The organism is Mycolicibacter sp. MU0102, from assembly GCF_963378105.1.
GTDB classification, from domain to species: Bacteria; Actinomycetota; Actinomycetes; order Mycobacteriales; family Mycobacteriaceae; genus Mycobacterium; species Mycobacterium holstebronense.
Genome location: NZ_OY726398.1, coordinates 1,450,560 through 1,468,599, shown reverse-complemented (window position 1 = coordinate 1,468,599; position 18,040 = coordinate 1,450,560). Strand labels below are relative to the sequence as shown.

Annotated in this window: 17 protein-coding genes and 1 tRNA gene; 7 read left to right on the top strand and 11 right to left on the bottom strand. The window is 65.3% G+C overall.

The window, feature by feature from the left end; genetic code table 11:
- Positions 1-231: 231 nt before the first annotated feature.
- Together RCP37_RS06880 and RCP37_RS06875 are read left to right on the top strand one after the other, a co-directional pair.
- Positions 232-1,377 carry a PE-PPE domain-containing protein gene (locus RCP37_RS06880; protein ID WP_308486181.1) on the top strand — a complete coding sequence of 382 codons (1,146 nt, stop codon included), beginning with the start codon at positions 232-234 and terminating at the stop codon, positions 1,375-1,377.
- Positions 1,378-1,581: 204 nt separating this feature from the next.
- Positions 1,582-2,343 (top strand): VldE C-terminal domain-containing protein, encoded by a 762-nt coding sequence (locus tag RCP37_RS06875; protein WP_308486180.1) that lies wholly within the window; start codon positions 1,582-1,584, stop codon positions 2,341-2,343.
- A gap of 6 nt (positions 2,344-2,349) precedes the next feature.
- On the opposite strand, the gene RCP37_RS06870 is transcribed toward RCP37_RS06875, so the two are convergent.
- Entirely contained in the window at positions 2,350-3,498 is a 1,149-nt protein-coding gene (locus RCP37_RS06870) for a L,D-transpeptidase (RefSeq protein ID WP_373693117.1), read from the bottom strand.
- Between the two features lie 235 nt (positions 3,499-3,733).
- On the opposite strand from RCP37_RS06870, the gene RCP37_RS06865 reads away from it, so the two are divergent.
- Together RCP37_RS06865 and RCP37_RS06860 are read left to right on the top strand one after the other, a co-directional pair.
- A tRNA-Lys gene (locus RCP37_RS06865) sits at positions 3,734-3,806 on the top strand.
- A gap of 384 nt (positions 3,807-4,190) precedes the next feature.
- Entirely contained in the window at positions 4,191-5,192 is a 1,002-nt protein-coding gene (locus tag RCP37_RS06860) for a hypothetical protein (RefSeq protein WP_308486178.1), read from the top strand.
- An 87-nt stretch (positions 5,193-5,279) separates the two neighbouring features.
- On the opposite strand, the gene RCP37_RS06855 is transcribed toward RCP37_RS06860, so the two are convergent.
- The gene (locus RCP37_RS06855) at positions 5,280-7,616 is read right to left on the bottom strand and encodes an APC family permease (RefSeq protein ID WP_308486177.1); all 2,337 of its coding nucleotides are present in this window, start codon (positions 7,614-7,616) and stop codon (positions 5,280-5,282) included.
- A 67-nt stretch (positions 7,617-7,683) separates the two neighbouring features.
- The gene (locus tag RCP37_RS06850) at positions 7,684-7,911 is read right to left on the bottom strand and encodes a DUF3618 domain-containing protein (RefSeq protein WP_308486176.1); all 228 of its coding nucleotides are present in this window, start codon (positions 7,909-7,911) and stop codon (positions 7,684-7,686) included.
- Positions 7,912-8,003: 92 nt separating this feature from the next.
- Here RCP37_RS06850 and bcp point away from each other — a divergent pair, with 92 nt between their 5' ends.
- The gene (gene bcp / locus RCP37_RS06845; RefSeq protein WP_064890412.1) at positions 8,004-8,477 is read left to right on the top strand and encodes a thioredoxin-dependent thiol peroxidase; all 474 of its coding nucleotides are present in this window, start codon (positions 8,004-8,006) and stop codon (positions 8,475-8,477) included.
- Positions 8,478-8,518: 41 nt separating this feature from the next.
- Positions 8,519-8,992 carry a VOC family protein gene (locus tag RCP37_RS06840; protein WP_308486175.1) on the top strand — a complete coding sequence of 158 codons (474 nt, stop codon included), beginning with the start codon at positions 8,519-8,521 and terminating at the stop codon, positions 8,990-8,992.
- Positions 8,993-8,995: 3 nt separating this feature from the next.
- Here RCP37_RS06840 and RCP37_RS06835 read toward each other — a convergent pair whose 3' ends face one another.
- From RCP37_RS06835 to RCP37_RS06820, 4 genes are all read right to left on the bottom strand, one after another.
- Complete coding sequence (locus tag RCP37_RS06835) at positions 8,996-10,048, bottom strand: beta-keto acid cleavage family enzyme (RefSeq protein ID WP_308486174.1); 1,053 nt, start codon at positions 10,046-10,048, stop codon at positions 8,996-8,998.
- Between the two features lie 47 nt (positions 10,049-10,095).
- Positions 10,096-10,995 (bottom strand): TauD/TfdA dioxygenase family protein, encoded by a 900-nt coding sequence (locus RCP37_RS06830; protein WP_308486173.1) that lies wholly within the window; start codon positions 10,993-10,995, stop codon positions 10,096-10,098.
- Positions 10,996-11,009: 14 nt separating this feature from the next.
- Positions 11,010-11,984 (bottom strand): quinone oxidoreductase family protein, encoded by a 975-nt coding sequence (locus tag RCP37_RS06825; RefSeq protein ID WP_308486172.1) that lies wholly within the window; start codon positions 11,982-11,984, stop codon positions 11,010-11,012.
- A gap of 211 nt (positions 11,985-12,195) precedes the next feature.
- The gene (locus RCP37_RS06820; RefSeq protein WP_308486171.1) at positions 12,196-13,197 is read right to left on the bottom strand and encodes an AraC family transcriptional regulator; all 1,002 of its coding nucleotides are present in this window, start codon (positions 13,195-13,197) and stop codon (positions 12,196-12,198) included.
- A gap of 258 nt (positions 13,198-13,455) precedes the next feature.
- Between RCP37_RS06820 and RCP37_RS06815 the strand changes: the two genes are divergently transcribed.
- Positions 13,456-14,493: an FAD/NAD(P)-binding protein gene (locus RCP37_RS06815; RefSeq protein ID WP_308486170.1), complete on the top strand. Its 1,038-nt coding sequence runs from the start codon at positions 13,456-13,458 to the stop codon at positions 14,491-14,493.
- Positions 14,494-14,505: 12 nt separating this feature from the next.
- Here the strand turns inward: RCP37_RS06815 and RCP37_RS06810 are convergent, their stop codons facing one another.
- From RCP37_RS06810 to acpS, 4 genes are read right to left on the bottom strand one after another with little or no spacing between them, the layout of a single operon-like run.
- Positions 14,506-15,450 carry a LysR family transcriptional regulator gene (locus tag RCP37_RS06810; RefSeq protein ID WP_308486169.1) on the bottom strand — a complete coding sequence of 315 codons (945 nt, stop codon included), beginning with the start codon at positions 15,448-15,450 and terminating at the stop codon, positions 14,506-14,508.
- Positions 15,451-15,490: 40 nt separating this feature from the next.
- Entirely contained in the window at positions 15,491-16,285 is a 795-nt protein-coding gene (locus RCP37_RS06805; protein WP_308486168.1) for an aminoglycoside 3'-phosphotransferase, read from the bottom strand.
- On the bottom strand, positions 16,282-17,619 hold the full coding sequence (locus tag RCP37_RS06800) for a dipeptidase (protein WP_308486167.1): 1,338 nt from the start codon (positions 17,617-17,619) through the stop codon (positions 16,282-16,284). The genes RCP37_RS06805 and RCP37_RS06800 overlap by 4 nt, the downstream gene beginning before the upstream one ends.
- 21 nt (positions 17,620-17,640) lie before the next feature.
- A complete protein-coding gene (gene acpS / locus RCP37_RS06795) occupies positions 17,641-18,030 on the bottom strand; it encodes a holo-ACP synthase AcpS (protein WP_308486166.1) in 390 nt (129 codons plus the stop codon).
- Positions 18,031-18,040 lie beyond the last annotated feature (10 nt).

Genomic DNA, 18,040 nt, shown 5'->3' with positions numbered 1-18,040 from the left:
ATTTCCCTCGTCGAAGTTTGCGCGAGACTGCCCGGCGACCCTAGCAATCGCACAGGCAATGCTCAGCGTTTTAGAGGAATTCGCCCATGGCCCAGCGCACGACCCGCGGGCCGGCCGCCCGCTCGAATTCGGCATTGACGCCCTCCTCCGCGTCCTCGATATTGAGAACCGGCTATCTGGGCCGCCCGGGGTTGAGGTGCAGCGCGTTGGCTCTGCAGGGAGGAACTCTCGATGTGGTCCGCACCTATCCCCATCCGCCGGCACCGAGTTCTCGGGACCGCCGCTGCCGTCACCGCGGGACTGCTGACCGCGGTCCTGCCGATGTCGTCGGCTGATGACCCACGCACGGCCCATGTGCGGCTGACCGGCAGCGACAGCGCTGGCGCCCCGCTCGGGGGTGGCACCGCTTTGATCTTGGGCCCCAGCGGGATTCCGACGCCGGGCCAGCGCTACGCCGACCTGGCTAACGAGCTCTACCTGCAGCCGCATGGCTTCACCGGCACCATGCAGATCCTGACCACGCCCGAACGGCTCTTTTTCGACAAGGCCGAGTCGCGGATCGAAGGGGCACAGATCTTGACTGCCGCAATTGCGCAGCAGATCGCCGGCGGGCAGGTCAGTGCGGAGAATCCCGTCGTGGTGTTCGGATATTCGCAAAGCGCCGGATTCTCCGGGCTGACCATGGACCAGTTGCAGGCCCAGGGTGTCCCCAGCGACCTCGTACATTTCATGCTGGTCGGCGATCCCGTTGCCCCCAACGGGGGAATCTGGTCGGGCCTCGGGGTGTTCCCGACGACGCCCGACAATCTGTACCCCACCGACATCTACAACTTCGAGTACGACGGCTTCGCCGACTTCCCCCGCTATCCGCTCAACCTGCTGTCCGACCTCAACGCCTTCATGGGCATCTTCACCCAGCATCTGGAGTATCTGAGCATCGACGCCGATCAGATCAACAACGCGGTGCTGCTGCCGGGCTCTGCGGATCTCACCGGCGAGGGCTTGACGAATTACTACATGATTCCGGCGCAGACCCTGCCGTTGCTGTCGCCGCTACTGCTCGTGCCGGTGATCGGGCAGCCGCTCTATGACCTGCTCGAGCCCGATATGCGGATCCTGGTCAATTTGGGCTACGGCAGCATCACCGATGGCTGGTTTCCGGGACCGGCGAATGTGGCCGAGCCCCTCGGGTTGTTCCCGACCGATCTGGACTGGTCTGCCGTCCAGCAAGCACTCGTCGATGGCGCCCAGCAAGGTTTCCAGAACGCCATCAGCGACCTGTTCCAGCCCTGGTCGGCCCTGACGCCGCTGGCCGACGCCACCCCGACTGATTTCGCCGATGTGGTGTCAGCAATCGCCGCCGTATTCGGGATTTAGTGAGCTAGCGAACACCTGCGGATCACGTTCAAGGCTACCGGCGCCCATCATCGAGCTGACCTGGCCCGACGGCCGCTAAACCCGGGTTTGTCCGACTGCGAGGCATCGACTGGGGGCACGCCTTTCCGCGCGCCGGGTTGATGTCGAGGTAACGTTTTGGTTACGGTGCCCTGCGTGCTCACGCAAGGACTAGTAGATCTGCGCATGAAATCCTCGGTTCTGGCCGCGACGACTCTGTTGCCGGCCGCCGTGTTCTTGGCTGGCGGCGTCGGCGCCGAGCCGGGAAACAACGACGAACCACCCCCTCCGGCCGCCGCCGATGTGCCGCCGCCACCCGAGGACGCGCCACCCCCACCGCCAGAAGACGCACCTCCCCCACCGCCTGAGGACGGGCCACCCCCGCCGCCAGAGGACCTCCCGCCTCCGCCGCCGGAGGACGCACCTCCCCCACCTCCCGAAGACGGGCCACCCCCGCCGCCTGAAGACCTGCCGCCTCCGCCGCAGGACTGGGGACCGCCCGTACCCGATCTGGTGACCAATTGGTCGATGCCGGCGCCGCACGCCCTGCCGCCGGGGATCGTCAACGAGCGCGGCATGCAGGTCAAGACGATCCTCGTCGCGCGCAGCATCAGCGAAGCGTTCCCGCAGATTCACGACATGATCGGGGTGCGTCCCGATGGTCAGCGCTGGCATCCGTCCGGACTGGCCATCGACGTGATGATTCCCAACGCCGGTAGCCCGGAGGGCATCGCGTTGGGAGACGAGATCGTCGCGTACGTCCGGCAGAACGCCGGTCGGTTCGCCATGCAGGACGCGATCTGGCGTGGCACCTACTACACGCCGGCCGGGCCCAGCGGTGGCGGCAACGGCCACTACGACCACGTGCACATCACCACGTTCGGCGGGGGTTACCCCAATGGCGGCGAGGAGTACCTGCGCGAGGAAGCCGGACCGCCCCCAGCCTGACAGCGCCTAGCGCACTGGGTCGTTGGCGTTGCCGGCCTGCCACTGAGACCACGGCACGTTCCAGTCGCCGAGGCCCTCATTGCCGGGCAGCAGCGAGCCGATGGTGTTGTTGATCTGCACCACGTCGCCGCGTTTGACGTGGTCGTAGAACCACAGCGCGTTGCTGGGGCTCACGTTGATGCAGCCATGGCTGGTGTTGGCGTAACCCTGGGCTCCCACCGACCACGGGGCCGAGTGCACGAAGATGCCGCTGTAGGAGATCTGGGTGGCCCAGTCCACGTCGGTGCGATATCCGTTGGGCGAGTTGACCGGAACACCGTAGGTCGACGAGTCCATGACGATGTGCGCGAAGCGCTCCCCGACGATGTAAGTGCCGTTGTTGGTCGGGGTGCTTTCTTTGCCCATCGAGACCGGCATGGTCTTGGCCACTTCGCCGTTGATGCGCACCACCATCGACTTGGTGTCGTCGTCGACCGTGGCGATCACCTCGTCGCCGATGACGAAGTGGCTGGTCGCGTTGTCCTGCCCGTAGACCCCGTTGCCCAGGTCCACCCCGTAGGTGTTGACCTGCACGTCGACGTTGGTTCCGGGCTTCCAGAATGCCTGCGGCCGCCAGCGCACCTCGCGATTGTTCAGCCAGTAGAACGCGCCCGTCACCGGAGGCTCGGTGGTGATGGTGATCGCTTTCTCGGCCGCCTCGCGGTCAACGATGTTCTCGTCGAACCGAATCGCCACCGGTTGGCCGACGCCGACGACCTCGCCGTCGCGCGGCATGACGTAGGGCATGGTCAGGTTCTGCGGTGAGTGCGTCTGAAACGTCATCTGCCGGCTGGTCACGCCACCGAGGCCCAGTGCCTTCGCGTTGACCGTGTAGCGCTTGTTGTAGCCGAGCTGCTCGGATGTCGCCCAGGTCAACCCGTCGGCACTGAGCTTGCCGTCGACGATTGCGCCGTACTCATTGACCATGGTGACCGAATCGAGCACTCCGTCCTCGGCCGTCACGGTCACCGGCGCGTCCACCGCAACCCCGACAGCCTTGTCGGTGACCGACGCAGTGACCTTGGGAATCAGCAGATCAGCGAAGGGAGTGCCCTTGTCGGTGATGATCTTGGCCGCTTCGGCGTCGGCGTTATTGCCACACGCGCTCAAGCTCATTACCGCGGCCGGAACCATCAGCAATGCCGCTGCCCGGGACCCGAACCCCCGACAGCGTTCCGCCAAACCAACCTGCCCCATGCTTTTCCCACCTGACCGTGCTGATGCTGCTCGGAGGCAGTCTAGTGGGTAATCGAAACTGCCGCTGTGCCGTCCGGAAGAGCGCTCTGACGTCGCGATTTCGTCTCCCGGCGCGGCGCCTGTTATTGTCTCTTTCGCGGTTCTTGACCGCCCAGCGCCGTTAGCTCAGTTGGTAGAGCAGCTGACTCTTAATCAGCGGGTCCGGGGTTCGAAACCCTGACGGCGCACTTAGTTCGCAGGATATTTCGATATTCCGCTGCACCCTCGGGTGTGTGCGATCGGTTCGGAATCCGTTTTCCCATCAACAGACCAAGATCAGGTCTGCTGTCACCGCCATGCAGAGCCGGCCCGTGATGGCCGCAACCCTTCTCTGATTCTCTGGACCAGAGCGATGGTCGACGCAGCCGCGACGATCGGCCGCGCGGCCCCCATCACGCGGGGCCCGGGATGGTAGCTCCGCGCTGCCGCATGTCCGCCAACGTCACCAACTGTTCACCAAATCTTCGCCTGGTTAGGTTAGGTTCCCCTATGCTAATTGTTATTATTGAAATCGCAGGCTTCTGCTCCCTAACCCTAGGGAACCGCACAGAAAAAATTTAAAGGAGTCATCTGTGGAGTTCGCCCTACATCACGACACGACCCGGTTCAGGGCCGGTCGCACGGCCCGGTTGACGGCAGCCGGAATCGCGTTGGCCGGCGCCGGCCTGGTGGCCGTTCATCCGGTTGCACCGGGCCTGCAAGAAGCGCGCCACCAAGCTGTCCAGCTGACCGCCGGCTTCGACGGCTTCTTCGGCTGGTCTTCGGTGTTCGAGCGGGGAGCGGAGAACCTGGAAGCCTTGTTCAACAACGCCAACATCTTCGATGTAGTGGGCCAGGTCGCCAGCAACTGGGGTGATTACGGCCAGTTGATCCTCGGCATGGAAGACGTCCCGCTGGACGCCCGCCCGGGCATGGAGCCACGGTTCATCACCTCGGGCTTTGCGGGCATCGGTGAGGCGTTCGAGAAGATGATCTACGGCGTCGAGGGCCAAGATGTGAAGTACCCGGGTCTTGAGGTGCTGCTGGAGCGCATGGGTGAGGCCCTCGCCGCCGGAAACCCCTTCGAGGCGTTCAACGAACTCAACATCTGGACGCTGTACGGCATCGAGGACATCGGCAAGTCCCTCGGCCCGGTGCTGTCCATTCCCGCCCGCGAGATGATGAACCAGTCGAGCCTGCTCAACGAATTCATTGGCCCCCTTGATGGTTGGGCCTTCATCAAACAGGTCAGCGATGCAATGATGTCGCCGATGATTGGTCTCGTGTACCAACTGACCGAGAACATCACCGCTGCAGCCGGCGGCGACCTAGAGGCACTGTTCAGCCTGCCCGCTGACGTGCTGAACACCGTGCTCAACGGTTACATCGTGCCGGAGACCGAGGACGTCTTCACGGGCATACTCACCGAAGGCGGCATCTTCGACCTGCTGCTGAACCAGTGGCCCGCCCGCGCGGCCGAGGCCCTCACCGTGGGCACCGCGGATCTGCCGGTCAACGCCGTGGAGGTGCCAGACCTCGGGGCGGCCGGTACTGACCTGCTGGACGGCGGGTTGTGGGACGCCTTGGGCTTCTAGGCCTGTCGCTGCTGCAGAAGTAGAACGCAACGACGGCCGGGAGGGCCCCTGGGCCCCTCCCGGCCGTTTGTCTTACTGCGACTTGTCCTACCGCGACGGTGTCGACTCTTCGGTCTCCTTGACGATCCGGTAGCTCGGGTCCGACATGTATACCGGCCCATTGCCGTTCCGTCGCGCCTTACCGGTGAGCGCAACCACATCACCGGGGCCAATGTCGGTCCCTCGTCCCGCGTGGAATATCGCACGCAGCTCTCCGCTGCCGTCTCCGACCACCGCGATGCGCACCGGCTTGCCGCGACTGATGGTGTCGTCGACCTCGTTGACCCGCCCCTCCACGGTGGACAGGTGGCCGACGATGAGGGCGTCTACCGCGATGGCGTCCGGTGGCGGCGCCGGATGCTCGTAGCGGTCCACGTCCTGCTGGTCGTGACGCGCCACCCACTGCTGCAGTTCCCCCACCTTGCGCACCAGCCGCTGCTCGAACAGATCCGGAAACGCCTGCCGCACGCGCGACTGCACGTCGTAGGGCACGATCGTCGCCGCCGCGTCGGGGACCACGCTCACGGCCTTGGCGATCTTGTCGGCGGTGCGATCGTGCAGCAGCCGACCCAGCAGCGGCGCATAGGTGCGCCGGGGCAGCAACACCGTCACGTGGCAGTCCGGATATTGGGCACGCGCGGTGTCGACCAGTTGCTGGGCGGTGCGCGTCAGCCGACGGTCCGGGCAGTCAACCACCCGCAGTGGGGTGTCCAGGCCGTAGTACTCCCACCGCTGCTGCAGCTGCGCAGCATGAGCGGCGTCGACCACCAGGTGCACAGCGACCAGGTCGTCGGCGTAGAGCCCTTTGCCGTAACGCAGGGCTTCTAGGACCGCCAGATCCAACGAATGCACAAAGACCATCACCCGGTGGCGGGCGTATTTGACGGAGTCAGGCCGGTCGGTGCGGAATCGCTCCAGGATCGCAGCCTCGGCCCGGTATTCCCGGTTGAGCCGGATCAGCACCACCACCAGCAACGGGAACACGACCACGACCAGCCAGGCCCCCTCGGTGAACTTCGCCACCGCGAAGATCCCCACCACCACGGTGGACAACAGCCCCGCTGAGAAGTTGATGACGAGCTTGTACCGCCATCCCGATTCCCGATGCGTCACATGATGTTTGGCTATGCCGTAGCCGGCCATCGCGAATCCGGTGAACACCCCGATCGCGTAGAACGGCACCAAGGCGTTGACCGAACCACCGGTGACCACCAGCAGAGTCACCGCCAAGACGGTGAGCACGATGATCCCGTTGGAAAAGACCAGCCGATGCCCGCGCTTGGTCAACTGGCGGGGCAGGAAGCGGTCTTCGGCAACGAAGCTGGCCAGCATCGGGAACCCGTTGAAGCTGGTGTTCGCGCCGGTGAACAGGATCAATGCCGTCGCCGTCTGCACCAGCACGTAGAAGACCTGCCCCAGCCAACCGCCGCCGAACACCGCCCGGGCCACCTCGGAGAGCACCGAGGGATATCCGACCGCGTACGGCGGGGTGTGGGTGCGGTAGGCCAGGTAGGTGACGCCGGCCAGCAGGAAGCCCAGAATGCACGCCATCGTGGTGAGCACCCGCCGCGCGTTGAGGCCCTGCGGTTTCTGGAAGACGCTGACGGTGTTGGAGATGGCCTCCACACCGGTCAGCGATGACCCGCCGTTGGCGAACGCGCGCAGCACCACAAGGACCGTCGCCCCCATGATCAGCCCATTGCCCTGATGCACCGATACCGCCCCGGGGAGGTGCTCGGCGTCGTAAACCGGTAAGCCCCAAAAGATCTCGCGCACTACGCCGACGATGATCATCAGCCCGAGCATGCCTATGAAGAAGTAGGTCGGTACCGCGAAGGTGCGGCCGGCTTCTCGCACACCGCGCAGGTTCGCGTAACACATCACGATCACCACTGCGACGGTGATCTCCAGGCTGTAGGGCCCCAGTGGGCGGATCGCCGAGACGACGGCGACGGTGCCGGCCGCGGATTGCACCGCGACGGTCACCACATAGTCGATCAGCAGCGCCGCGGCGGCGACCTGCGCCACCCGGGGCCCAAAGTTCTCCCGCGAGACGATGTAGGAGCCGCCGGCGCGGGTGTAGGTCATCACCACCTGGCGATACGAGGCGGTGACCAGTACCAGGATCAGCAGGACCACGCCGGTGATGGGCAGCAGCAGCGCGAAGGCTGCCAGGCCGGCGAACGGCAGCAGCTCGATCAGGATCTCCTCGACGCCGTAGGCGTTCGAGGAGATCGCGTCGGGTGAAAGTACGCCTAACGCAACCGGGTTCGACAACCGCTCGGAGCGCAGCGCACCGGTGACCAGCGGCCGTCCCAGCACCAGCCGCTTGAGCGTGTAGCCGATCGGGTCAGGCCGCGGCGCCGGGGGCTGTTGGGCGCGCACCGCAATATCTTCGCCCCGGCAGCGTCACGCCACCAGACCCAATTTTCGCGGCCGACGCGCGGGGACCTCAGCGGTTGCGGATTCGGCGAATCGCCAGGATGAGGATCAGTCCGCCGACACCCGCCAGCGACGCCATCACCGCAGGTTGGGTCACGATCTCGACCGCCCGCGCCTTGGCGCGGTCGGCCAGGTGACGGGGGTTGGCCCGGTCCGCGAGAATATCGACCGTCGACGCCAGCTGCTCGCGGGCCTGATCGATGTCCTTCTTGATCGTGTCGGGATCGCGTTCCGCCACTGTCGTCCTCCCTGTCCGATGCTGCCCCTGTCGAACTACCCTAGAGCAGCCGGGGTTCGTCTCATGCCCCGGCGAGCAGAAAGGGGCAATTGTTGACCGACACCGCACGCTTGGCGCCCGGCGATGAAGCGCCCGCGTTCAGTCTTCCCGACGCCGACGGCAACACCGTGTCGCTGGCCGACTACCGGGGACGACGCGTCGTCGTCTACTTCTACCCGGCCGCGTCGACCCCCGGCTGCACCAAGCAGGCCTGCGACTTCCGGGACAACCTGCGTGACTTCAACGACGCCGGCCTCGACGTCGTCGGCATCTCCCCCGACAAGCCGGCCAAACTGGCCAAGTTCCGCGACACCGAGGGACTGACGTTCCCGCTGCTGTCCGACCCGGACCGGTCCGTATTGGCGGCCTGGGGCGCCTACGGCGAGAAGAAGATGTACGGCAAGACCGTGCAGGGCGTCATTCGCTCGACGTTCGTCGTCGATGAGCAGGGAAAGATCGCCGAGGCCCAGTACAACGTGCGGGCCACCGGACACGTCGCGAAACTGCGGCGCGATCTGTCGGTCTGACCCCGGAGGTCGCGTTTCCGCCGACCGAGAAGGAGCAGCGCATGCCGGTCATCCGGACGAGTTTGTGGTTCGACACCCAGGCGCTGGAAGCCGCCGAGCATTACGTGTCGATCTTTCCCAATTCGAAGGTCACCGACATCTCCTACTGGGGCGCGGAGAACCCCGAGCGTGACGGCAGCCCGCTGGAAGTGTTGTTCGACCTCGACGGGCGGCAGTTCTCGGCGATCAACGGCGGACCCAACTTCACCTTGGACGAGGCCATCTCGATCCAGGTCTACTGCGTCGATCAGGCCGAGGTCGACCACTACTGGGACGCGTTGAGCGCCGGCGGCAAGGAAGTCCAGTGCGGCTGGCTCACCGACCGATACGGATTGTCTTGGCAGATCATCCCGCAACAGTTGCCAAAGTTGATGACCGATCCCGACCCCGAGCGCGTACTACGGGCGAAGCAGGCCATGTACACGATGGTCAAGCTCGACATCGCCGCGTTGGAGGCGGCAGCCGAAGCGCGTTGACGCCTATCGGTGGTGGGTGAATCCGATCTCGCCGGGCTGGCGGTTCGGGGCATATCCCAGCTTCGCCAGCGTCTCGTTCGCATCGGCATAGACGGTGCCGATCTTGTAGATGTCGCGGGCCTCCTTGCCCGTCGCGACATCGCGTCCAAGTTCGCCGGCAACCCGTACCAGCTGTCGAATCTGTTGGACCGACGTGATCTTCTCCCCCGGGCGGCCCCAGATCGTGTCCTCGTTGCCACACCGGGCATGCAGACCCAGGGCGATGGCCATGGTGTTGACCGGCAACACCCTGCGCATCACGGTCTCCAAGGTCAGGCACGCGCCGTCGGGAACCCGCTGGATGAAGTTCATGATGTTGTACGGGTTGGGTCCGTCGAATCCGCCGCCGATTCCCACCCATGTCAGGTTCAGCGGACCGGTGTAGACACCACGGCGGATGAGCCGTTCGACCGTCTCGAGCTGCGGAATGCTGGACAGCTGGAAATGCGGTTGAATACCGGCCTTCTGCAAGCGGCGCAGGTGCTCGGCGACCCACTCGGGGCCGGCCGGCACGACCATCTCCCGATATGCGGCAGCGACTTCCGGACGCTCCATCGAGGTTCCGGCGATGTCGCCCGCGGTCATGAGCTCCATGATGTTCATCTGGCTGGTGTTGATCGCGATTGTTACCTGGTCCGGTGCCGGATCAAGTTCGGCCAGCAGGTGCCGAGTGTCGTCGGAGAGCCACTGAGCTGCCGCACCCGTTCCCTCGGGCGCGAACGAAATCGATCCGCCCACCTGCAAGATCATGTCCGGAACAGCGTCGCGCAGCACGGCGAGCAGCTCGTTGAACTTCGACAGCCGCTTGCTCCCCCTGCCGTCGAGCTCGCGCACGTGGATATGCAGCACACTGGCACCGGCCTCATAGCAGTCGACGGCCTTCTGGACGTGCTCCGCCATGCTCAGCGGAAGATCGTCGCGAAAGTCATCCAACTCCCACTCCGGCCCGTAGGGCGCACACGTGATGACCAGCTTCTCCTGACACTCCGGGAGGAGCGAATCGTCGTGAAAATGCATTGCCTGACTCCCTTTTAGGTTTCCGCAGCGATTTACGTGACGCGCCGTCAGAACGGTCGATCGCCGATGATGCTGGCGCGCTCCATCTTTCGAACGGACGGCCAGTAATCCTGAACGGCATAATGCTGCGTCGAGCGGTTGTCCCAGATCGCCACACTGTTCTTCGTCCACCGCCACCGCACCTGGTATTCGGGGATGGTGGCCTGGCTGATCAGGTAGCTCAGCAGGTTGGCCGCACCGGGCGCGTAGTCGATGCCGCAGCGGACGTTGTCGGGGTTGTGGTAGTTCACCAAGTGCGTGGTGAAGGCATTGACGAACAGGATCTTCTCGCCGGTTTCCGGGTGGGTGCGCACCACCGGATGCTCGGGGTCAGGAAACCGGTCCTTGAGCCGGTGACGGTCGTCGATGGCAAGCCGCCCACCGAAAGTGGCCTCGATGCTGTGGCGAGCCCACAGTCCGTCGATCTGGCTCTTGACCGCCTCCGGCAGCCGCTCGTAGGCCAACGCCATGTTGACCCAGATGGTGTCCCCGCCAACCTCTGGGCCTTCCACGCACCGCAGCACGGCGCCCATCGGCGGATGCTCTCGCCAGGTGGCGTCGCAATGGTAGGCGTTCTCGTAGTGCTCAGCGGGGCTGTCCAGATCCTTGTAAATGCGCACCAGCGCCGGATGTTCCGGGTCGCTGGCCATCACCGGATGGTCTTCCAGCGGCCCGAATCGCTCGGCCAGTGCGACATGTTCGGCTCTGGTCATGTTCTGATCGCGCAGGAACACAACCTTGTGTTGCAGCAACAGCGATTTCAGCTCGGCGAACAGCACGTCATCGCGGGATACCTCGCCGAGGTTCACGTCGAATAGTTCCGCGCCGATGCTGCACGTCAGCGGCTGGGCTTTGATCCTTGGCCGCGGCGTTGTCGCGATGGATCGACCGATACCGGTAGCGGTCATTTGTTCCCTGCCTCTCAGAGTGAGAACACCGAGGACCCGACACTGCGGCCGGCCTCAAGATCCCGGTGCGCCTGGACGCAGTCGGTGAGTTCGTATCGCTGGTTGATCTCGATTCGGATCCCCCCGGCCGCGACGTGGCCGAACAGTTCAGCGGCGAGTTCGGCGCGCTCGGCCGGTTCGGCGATGTAGTCGGCCAGTGCCGGCCGGGTGACGAACAATGAACCCTTCGCGGCAAGCTGCATGGCGTCGATTGGCGGAATGGGCCCGGAGGCAGTTCCGAAACACACCAAGAGTCCGCGGCGCGACAGAGAGTTCAGCGACGACTCGTATGTCCGCGCGCCGACACTGTCGTAAACGACCGAGACACCCTTACCGTCGGTAAGTTCGCGGACCCTGGCCGCGACATCTTCCCGCGAGTAGACGATGACCTCGCCGCATCCATGCGCTCGAGCCATCTCCGCCTTGAGATCGGATGACACCGTTCCAATCACGTTGATTCCAAGCAGCTTTGCCCACTGGCAGAAGATCAGCCCCACTCCGCCGGCCGCCGCATGCAACAGCACAGTGTCGCCAGGAGCCAAGGGATGTATGCGCCGCAGCAGGTACGCGCTGGTCAGACCGCGCATCGTCATCGCCGCGGCGGTGTCGAAGGCGATGCCCTCGGGCAACTTGATCAACGACCCGGCCGGCATGACGCGCTCGGTGCTGTAGGCCCCGAGTGGACTACCGGTGTAAGTGACTCGGTCGCCTTCGGAAAAGCCCACCACGTCGGGGCCGACCGCCTCGATGACGCCAGCTCCCTCAACCCCCATACCTGCTGGCAATGGCGCCGGGTACAGCCCGGTGCGGAAGTAGGTGTCGGCGAAATTCAACCCGACCGCCTCGTGCCGGACCCGAACTTCCCCCGTCCCGGGGGCGCCGACGTCGACCGCTTCCCACCGCATGACCTCCGGGCCACCGGCTTCATAGAAACGGACGGCGTGTGCCACTGAGATCTCCCTTCGCATCGAATGCCGGGATTGCGTGAATTCCGTTCTCAGAACGCCACGGAGCCGCCTTGCCGGCTGTCGGGGCCGGCTGGGCTGCGAACTCCCAGCGGCTTCCGTGTCGTCCTGTGATCGACACTAGGGATCGCCAGCCCATTCCGCTTATCTTCACGGGACACAAACGTGTCATTTGGGGACATCGCGGGTGGGCGTTTCAGCGCCGCTTCTCGTCTTGCCACTGCCGGGGACTACAGCCGAACTGCGTGCGAAACCAGCGCGAGAAGTTGCTTGGTGCGGAAAAGGAGAGCAATTGGGCGATCTCGGTCAACGAGTAGCGGGAACTGCCCACCATCCGCTTGGCCAAGTCCACCCGGGCGGCATTCAGAACCGACGAGTAAGTCTCGCCCGACTCCGCGAGACGCCGGTGAACGGTCCTGCGATCCACACCGAGACTGCGCGCTACCTGTTCTACCGAACAACGTCCAATGGGCAACAGCAGCTCGATCAGACTCCGGACCCGGTCCACCACGACCGCATCCTTGGGCGGTTCCAACGACTGCAGGACCCGTTGGGCATACGGCCGCAGCAGCGGGTCGGACATTTTGTTGGCCAAATCGAGTTCGCTTGCCGCAAATTCGATTCCGGCGAACTCCTGATCGAACCGCACCGTCGACCCGAAGAACTTCCGGTGGGGTGCGGTGCTCTTCGGCGGCCGATGCTGGAAATAGACCGCTACCGGCTTCCACTGGGGTCCGAGGAAGCCGCGCAGGAGACGATGCAGTGCGGCCACGGCCAACTCCGAAGACTGCCGTTCCTCCACCGGTTCGCCGCAGTCCAGCTCGACTCGAAGCGTGGCCAGTTCATCGGTCTCGTACAGGCGCGCCCAGACCGCCTCGTTGTAGGCGTGCTGGTACCGGGCCAGCATGTGCAGTGCGCTCCGAACATCAGGTTCCTCGCGCACCGCCAGGCTCAGTGGCCCAAGGTTGGCGAAACGTCGCCGTTCGGCAAGCCGCAGGCCGAAGTCGTCGCACCCGGAGACGGCCGCCGTCTTCTCCAGCAGTTCTGCGACCGTAACCGCCGGCAACCAGCGGTCTTGCAGATTCAGGCTCGCAAGATCGAGGCCCCGCTCCCGCAGCAAGGGAATCGGGTCGACCCCGAGGGAACGAGTCAAATCGGCATATCCGTAGAGCGATGCATAACGCGCGAGCGGCTTCACGGCGTACCTGGTCCTGTCCCGAAATGACGTCGTCCTGTCCCGTGAAGATAAGCCTCGTCAGCCTGCCGCGCACCCGATCGGGAGCAGACGGCCAACTATCTCTGGGTCACAACGAACCCTTGTGGGCTGACAAGGACAAACCCCCTAGCCGCGGACTACTGTCGGGCGCAGCATTAATCCCAACGGTCGGGCTTGGGTAGCGCCTCCGATCGAGCGACAACAAGGCGCGCTACTCCTACCCCGTTGGAAGGCAGGAAGATGACTGAGCACAGCTGGGCAGTGATCGGAGCAGGTCCCGCAGGTATCGCCGCGGTGGGCCGGCTGCTCGACCATGGCGTCCCCGAGAGCCAGATCGCCTGGATCGACCCCGACTTTGCCGCCGGCGATATCGGCACCAAATGGCGCGCCGTCCCCGGCAACACCCATGTGTCGCTCTTCCTCGGCTACTTGAACGGCTCCCCGTCGTTCCGATTCTCCGAAGCGCCCCACTTTGAGCTGACCGATATCGATCCCGGTCACACCTGTCCGCTCGGCCTCGTCGCCGATCCGTTGGTGTGGATCTCGCAGCACCTGACCCAGCGCGTCACCGCCATTCGCGCGGTGGCCACCGAGCTCACCCTGCGCAACCGCCGGTGGCTGGTGAGCACCCCGGACGCCGAGATCGAAGCGAAGAACGTAATTCTGGCCGTCGGTTCGATTCCCAAGACGCTTCAGCATCCGCACCTGGAAGAGATTCCGATCGAGGTGGCACTGAACCCCGACAAGCTCGGCCAGCTGGCGTTGGACGACGCCACGGTGGCGGTCTTCGGCTCGTCACACTCATCGATGGTGGCGCTGCCCAACCTGTTGAACACCCAGGCGCAGAAGGTCGTCAACTTCTATCGGAGCCCCACCAAATACGCTGTCTACCTTGGCGATCAGATCCTGTTCGACGACACTGGCCTGAAGGGAAATGCCGCAACGTGGGCCCGCGAGAACATCGACGGAACCTATCCGGAGCGCCTGGAACGGTATCGGGTAGACGACAAGGAGTTCTCCGAGCAGCTCCAAGCCTGTAGCCACGTTGTCTACACCGTCGGCTTCACCCGACGGCAGCTCCCCGCGACCCCGCAGTGGGGGGAGCTGGAATACGACCCGGTGAACGGGATCCTGGCTCCGGGACTGTTCGGGGTCGGAATTGCTTTCCCCGAGTACGGAATCGACTCGTTCGGATCTGGGCAGTATCGGATCGGACTGATCAAGTTCATGCAGCGGCTCAACAGCGCACTGCCCCTGTGGTTGCAGTACGGCACATAGCTTCGGCGGGCATCAGCGCAGCCGGTTGGCGCCGCCGATATGACTCAACAGGTCCCGGGCCGCACCGGCCGGCGGCGTCCGCCCACCCGTCCAGATCGCCCTGAGATCCCGATGCAGGTCTAATTCCGGCACCTCGACGCTGCGAAGCCGGCCGACCGCAAGGTCATCGGCGACCGCCAACCTGCTCATCACCGCCGGCCCGGCCCCGGCCAGTACGGCACCACGCACGGCGACCGACGAAGACAGTTCCAATGCCGGACGTGCCTGCTGCACCTCGTGACCCAAGACGGCACGCAACGCCGACGTCAGCGAGTCCCGGGTGCCCGAACCCTGTTCCCGCACGACCAGCGGGGTCTGGCTGAGCTCTGCGGCGGTCACGCCTTTGGAGCGACGCACCCATTTGTGGTCGGGCGGCACGATCACCACGAGGTCGTCGTGCGCCACGACACGGCTGCGAATACCGGTCAGCGCCCCCGGACTCTCGATAAATCCCAGGTCCGCCGATCCGCCCCGCACGTTCGCAATGGCCTGCTCGCTGTTGGTGGCGGTCAGAATGACCTCCGGTGCCTCGCGGCCGGTTCGTGTGGCGGAGGTCTGCAGGGACACGATCCAGCGGGGCATCAGCTGTTCGGCGATCGTCAGACTCGCAACCACGTTCATCTTCTTGCGGCTTGCGGTCCGCAACGAAGCCAGCCCGGCATCGACGTGACTGGCGACATCCAGTAGCTGGTCTGCCCACTCCGTCACGACTGCCCCGGCCGAAGTCAACTGCGAACCACGCGCACTACGCGTTACAAGTCGCACACCGGTCTGGGCCTCCATCTCGGTCAGGCGTGCCGAAACCGCCTGCTGCGTCAGCCCCAATTCCCGCCCCGCAGCGCCAAGGCTGCCGGTTCTGGCGATAGCCACCAACATCTCGAACGCCGACAGATCGGGCATGCGGGGGCTCAGCGCCATCTCCCCATGCAATCACAAGTGGCCCTTGTGGGCCTCCCGATCAAGGATCGAGGGTCCACAACAATCGGTAGTAGTCGATTCGCTCCTGGTCTCGCCCGATTCCGTAGGCATCGAGGAGCACATCCGTCCAGTCGGCACCGTAGTTCCACTCAGTGCTCCAGGTGGCCACCGCCAGATCGGCCCAGCGATCGGCAATCCCCAGTTCGCCGAGGTCGACGTGCCCCGTGGGCTGTCCGTCGTCGTTCAGCAAGGTGTTCGGCGCGCAGGCGTCGCCGTGGCACACCACCAGCCGATCAACTGAAGGCGGATCGGTTACTCGCTGCAACGCCTGCGCGACGGTGAGACCGGCGAATTCCGCAGGCCACTGCGCCGGATTCAGTTGACCGGAACGATGATTGGCGTCCGCGACCCGCCGCTCGGCGCTCCAGTCGAACGGACATGCCGCCACCGGCAGGGCGTCGTGCAGCGCCCGCAGTCCCCGCCCGATCCCCGTCACTGCTGGGCGCGGGTCGGCGATCCATCGCGCCGCGACAGCATTGGTGCCGGGCAGTGCCGCGGTGACCAGCCACTGCCCCTGTTCGTTACGGCCGTGATCGAGTACAGGCGGCACCGGCGTGTAGCCGAGCGCCCACCGCAGTCGCGCCGCCTCGGCAGACAGGTCAATGCCGCTGTCGATCGGCGACCACTTGATAAAGCGACGCCCGGCGGCGCCCACAACTTCGAACGTGGTACCGCCGACCTCGTTGAGCCACACCGGGCGTGGATCATCGTCACCGGCCAGCTGTCGTACCGCGTCCGGCACCGTCTGCGGCAATTGCGGTGGGCCAGCGATCATCGGGCGGGCTGACCCAGCTTTTCCAGCAACAGCGCTTCGGCGGTAGCGGCGCGTTCCAGCACGCCCAGGTGCAGGCTCTCGTTGATGCTGTGCGCCTGGGTGCCGGGATCTTCCACCCCGGTGACCAGGATGGTCGCCTGGGGGTAGGCAGCGGCGAACTCGGCGATGAACGGGATGGAACCGCCCATGCCCATATCGATGGGTTCGACGCCCCACGCCTGGGCGAACGCGGCCCGCGCGGCGTCGTACACCGGACCGGTGGCGTCGATGGCGTAGGGCTGCCCGACGTCGCCTGGGGTGACAGTCACCCGGGCTCCCCACGGGGCATGGTGTTGCAGGTGAGCGGTGAGCGCGTCCAGGTGGGCAGCGGCGTCGCCACCGGGGGCCACCCGCATGCTGACCTTGGCCCGGGCCCGTGGGATCAGCGTGTTCGAGGACGCCGCGATGCTCGTGGTATCGATACCGATGACGGTGATCGCAGGCTTGGCCCACATCCGTTGCGGCACCGATCCGGAGCCGATCTCGGCCACCCCGTCCAGCAGCCCGGTGTCGGCACGCACGCGTTCGGGCGGGTAATCGACGGGTGCCGCGACGCTTTCGTGAAGCCCGGCGACCGCGACGTTGCCCTGGTCATCGTGCAGGCTTGCCAGCAGCCGAACCAATACGGTCAGGGCGTCGGGCACCACCCCACCCCAGAGCCCCGAGTGCAGACCGTGATCCAGCGTCGCGACTTCCACCACGCAGTCGGCCAGCCCCCGCAGCGACACCGTCAGCGACGGAATATCGGTGCTCCAGTTGTCGGAGTCGGCGATCACGATCACGTCGGCGCTCAGCGCCTCGCGGTGCGCGGCAAGCAGCGCCCCCAGCGACGGCGATCCGGATTCCTCCTCTCCCTCGACGAAGACCGTCACGCCGACCGGCGGCTGGCCGCCGTGCGCCCGGAATGCCGCCAGATGTGTTGCGATACCGGCCTTGTCGTCGGCGGTGCCGCGGCCGTAAAGCCGCCCGTCGCGTTCGGCGGGTTCGAACGGTGGCGAATCCCACTGTTCCGCGTCACCCTCGGGCTGCACGTCATGATGGGCGTAGAGCAACACAGTAGGGGCACCCGGAGGAGGCGGATAGTGCGCGATGACCGCCGGCGCACCGCCCTCGGCGGCGATCTGCACCTGCGGAAAACCGGCCTGGCTCAGCAGGTCTGCGACACGCTGAGCGCTGCGGTGCACCTCGGGTCGTCGCGCAGGGTCGGCCCACACCGACTCGATGCGCACCAGATCCTCCAGGTCAGCCCGCACCGACGGCAAGATGTCGCGGACTCGCTGCACCAGATCGCTCATGGCGTCGAGGCTAGTCGGTGGCTACACCTCGAGGATGGCGACGGCGGCCGCCGTGTCGGCCTCGTGGGTCAGCGACACGTGGATCGTCACCTCGGCCAGATGCTGCGCGATCTCACCGGAGAGTCGCACCTTCGGGCGTCCCCACGTGTCGGTGACCACCTCGATGTCGCGGTGAATCGCCTCCGGCAACACCGGCTTCTGGGCGAACCGCGACCCCGACCATGCCTTGATCACCGCCTCCTTAGCCGCCCAGCGGGCCGCCAGGTGGCGCGCCGCCGACGAACTCTTGTCGGAGGCATCGCGACGCTCCCCAGGGGTGAACGTCTCGGCGAACACCGTCCCGGGCTGGTCGACCTGCTCGGCGAAGTCGGGAATCGACACCAGGTCGATCCCGACACCAACGATCCCCATAATCAGCGAC

What these genes read in the sequence shown, in the direction of transcription:
- RCP37_RS06880 (WP_308486181.1), top strand. Translation starts at nt 232, where the DNA reads ATGTGGTCCGCACCTATCCCCATCCGCCGGCACCGAGTTCTCGGGACC.
- RCP37_RS06875 (WP_308486180.1), top strand. Translation starts at nt 1,582, where the DNA reads ATGAAATCCTCGGTTCTGGCCGCGACGACTCTGTTGCCGGCCGCCGTG.
- RCP37_RS06870 (WP_373693117.1), bottom strand. Translation starts at nt 3,498, where the DNA reads ATGAGCTTGAGCGCGTGTGGCAATAACGCCGACGCCGAAGCGGCCAAG.
- RCP37_RS06840 (WP_308486175.1), top strand. Translation starts at nt 8,519, where the DNA reads ATGCCGGTCATCCGGACGAGTTTGTGGTTCGACACCCAGGCGCTGGAA.
- RCP37_RS06835 (WP_308486174.1), bottom strand. Translation starts at nt 10,048, where the DNA reads ATGCATTTTCACGACGATTCGCTCCTCCCGGAGTGTCAGGAGAAGCTG.
- RCP37_RS06830 (WP_308486173.1), bottom strand. Translation starts at nt 10,995, where the DNA reads ATGACCGCTACCGGTATCGGTCGATCCATCGCGACAACGCCGCGGCCA.
- RCP37_RS06815 (WP_308486170.1), top strand. Translation starts at nt 13,456, where the DNA reads ATGACTGAGCACAGCTGGGCAGTGATCGGAGCAGGTCCCGCAGGTATC.
- RCP37_RS06810 (WP_308486169.1), bottom strand. Translation starts at nt 15,450, where the DNA reads ATGGCGCTGAGCCCCCGCATGCCCGATCTGTCGGCGTTCGAGATGTTG.
- RCP37_RS06805 (WP_308486168.1), bottom strand. Translation starts at nt 16,285, where the DNA reads ATGATCGCTGGCCCACCGCAATTGCCGCAGACGGTGCCGGACGCGGTA.
- RCP37_RS06800 (WP_308486167.1), bottom strand. Translation starts at nt 17,619, where the DNA reads ATGAGCGATCTGGTGCAGCGAGTCCGCGACATCTTGCCGTCGGTGCGG.
- acpS (WP_308486166.1), bottom strand. Translation starts at nt 18,030, where the DNA reads ATGGGGATCGTTGGTGTCGGGATCGACCTGGTGTCGATTCCCGACTTC.